The organism is Herbaspirillum sp. B65, from assembly GCF_000333555.1.
GTDB lineage: Bacteria > Pseudomonadota > Gammaproteobacteria > Burkholderiales > Burkholderiaceae_D > Herbaspirillum > Herbaspirillum rubrisubalbicans.
Genome location: NZ_BADI01001153.1, coordinates 1 through 1,839, shown reverse-complemented (window position 1 = coordinate 1,839; position 1,839 = coordinate 1). Strand labels below are relative to the sequence as shown.

Below are 1,839 nucleotides of genomic sequence, written 5' to 3'. Positions count from 1 at the left end.
TCTGATCGCAGTTCACAGCCTGCCGCTGGTACAGGAAGTCATCCAGTCGCTGCGCAGCCAGAGTTGCCCGCCCACGGCCATCATGGCCGTGGACAGCGGCTCCGATGCCGACCAGGCCGCAGCCCTGCGGGGCATGGTGGATGTCTGGCTCGACGTATCCGGTCAACCTTTCAACTATTCACGTTCGATCAATCTCGGTGTGCAGGCGGCCACTCTGCCCAATGTGTTGATCATTTCTTCTCACGTGGTGCTGCGCCAGACCGATGTGATGGAACGCTTCTTCCAGGAGCTCGCCAGCAAGGGAGACCAGGTCGGCTCGCTCATCTCCAACAAGTCGCAAGCCTGGCTGGTGAGGCAGGTAGGGCCTGCCAGCTTTACCGGCGTCAATGGCCTGACCAACTCCTGCAGCTTCGCACCGACCACGCTACTGCGTGAGCTACCCTTCCGCGAGGAAGTCTTCGCCTCGGAAGACCAGGAGTGGACCAAACGCTTCCTGGCCGTCAAGGCCGGCGGACTCACCATTGTCGAGACGGCCCAGATCGACTACCTGAACAAGAACTTCAGCTACAAGAAAAAATACAATGAAGAAATGGCCCTGGCCACCTTCGTCGACGCCCGTCGCATGGGCCTGGCGAGCATCCTGACCTGGTTGCTGAAATCGCTCTGGTCGATCGGTGTCAAGGGCGATATCGCCAAGGCCAGCCACAGATTCAAGGTGGCACTGGGACTGTTCAAGGCGCGCTTCAAGAGGCCCGACATCCATTCCAAGTATTACTAAGCGAGCTCACCATGAAAATTGCCATCTTCGTCCTGGCCGACATGTTCGTGCCGCTCATGCTCAGCACCGGCAAGAGCCTGGAGCGCCAAGGCCATCAGGTGCGCTACCTGAACTTCCTGCCACACGATCACAAGCTGCTGAGCAAGAACACCGACCAGCTCTATCCGCACAACCTGGAAACCCTGGATGGGGCTGCCCAGGTGCAGGAGGTCCTGTTCCCGCAGGATACCGTGCAAGAAATGGTCAACTTCATGCAAATGAAGCATGGCGGCAGCCTGACCGAGTGGCATGACCGCGTCAATACGGTGGCGCGCTATGTACAGCGCTTCCTGGAGGAGCAACAGCCCGCACTGTTCGTCGTCTGGAATGGCCAGGACCACATCGGCCAAGTCATCCGCGTGCTGTGCCAGCGCCAGAACATTCCAGTGGTCTACCTGGAAAACGGCTACTTCGCCAACACCTTGCAAGCTGACCTGGCCGGAGTCAATGCCTCGGCCACCCTGGCAGACCTGGATTACGATGCCGTGCTCGCCCTGGCCCAGGCACAGCCGTCGACAACGACGGCCGAGATAGCCGCACCAGCCTGCGAAATCCGTGCGCTCACCCGCACGCAATTGGCGGCCATCGCACTGGCTCATCGCACCAACCTGGCCTATTACACCCAATATCCCGAGCAACGTGGATCCAGCCGCATCAAGACCTGGAAGATCAAGCGCGAACGGGCCGCCATTGCCAACGACCAGCTCACGCTGCCAGAACAGTTTGCCTTCGTACCGCTGCAAGTGCATGACGATACCCAGGTGCTGCTCAATTCCAGGCTGGTGCATTCAGTGGAAGAATTCTTCGAGACGGTACACGCCGCCATCCGCCGCAACTGCGGACCGGACTACCCCATCATCGTCAAGGAACATCCGGAAGACCTGGGGCGCTATGACTACAGCCAGTTGCGTCAGAAGTATCCCGATGTGATCTGGCTACGCAAGTTCGACATCGAGCTTTTGCTGGACCGCGCCACCATGGTCTTCGTGATCAATTCCTCGGTCGGCCTGCAAGCAGTGCGT

At 59.3% G+C, this 1,839-nt stretch carries 2 protein-coding genes; both read left to right on the top strand.

The features are described from left to right. Position 1 precedes the first annotated feature (1 nt). Complete coding sequence (locus tag I5W_RS27720; protein ID WP_044531681.1) at positions 2 to 778, top strand: glycosyltransferase family 2 protein; 777 nt, start codon at positions 2 to 4, stop codon at positions 776 to 778. Positions 779 to 789: 11 nt separating this feature from the next. Continuing rightward, positions 790 to 1,839 (top strand): capsular polysaccharide export protein, LipB/KpsS family (locus tag I5W_RS27715; protein ID WP_044531680.1); only part of this gene is annotated, 1,050 nt, incomplete at its 3' end.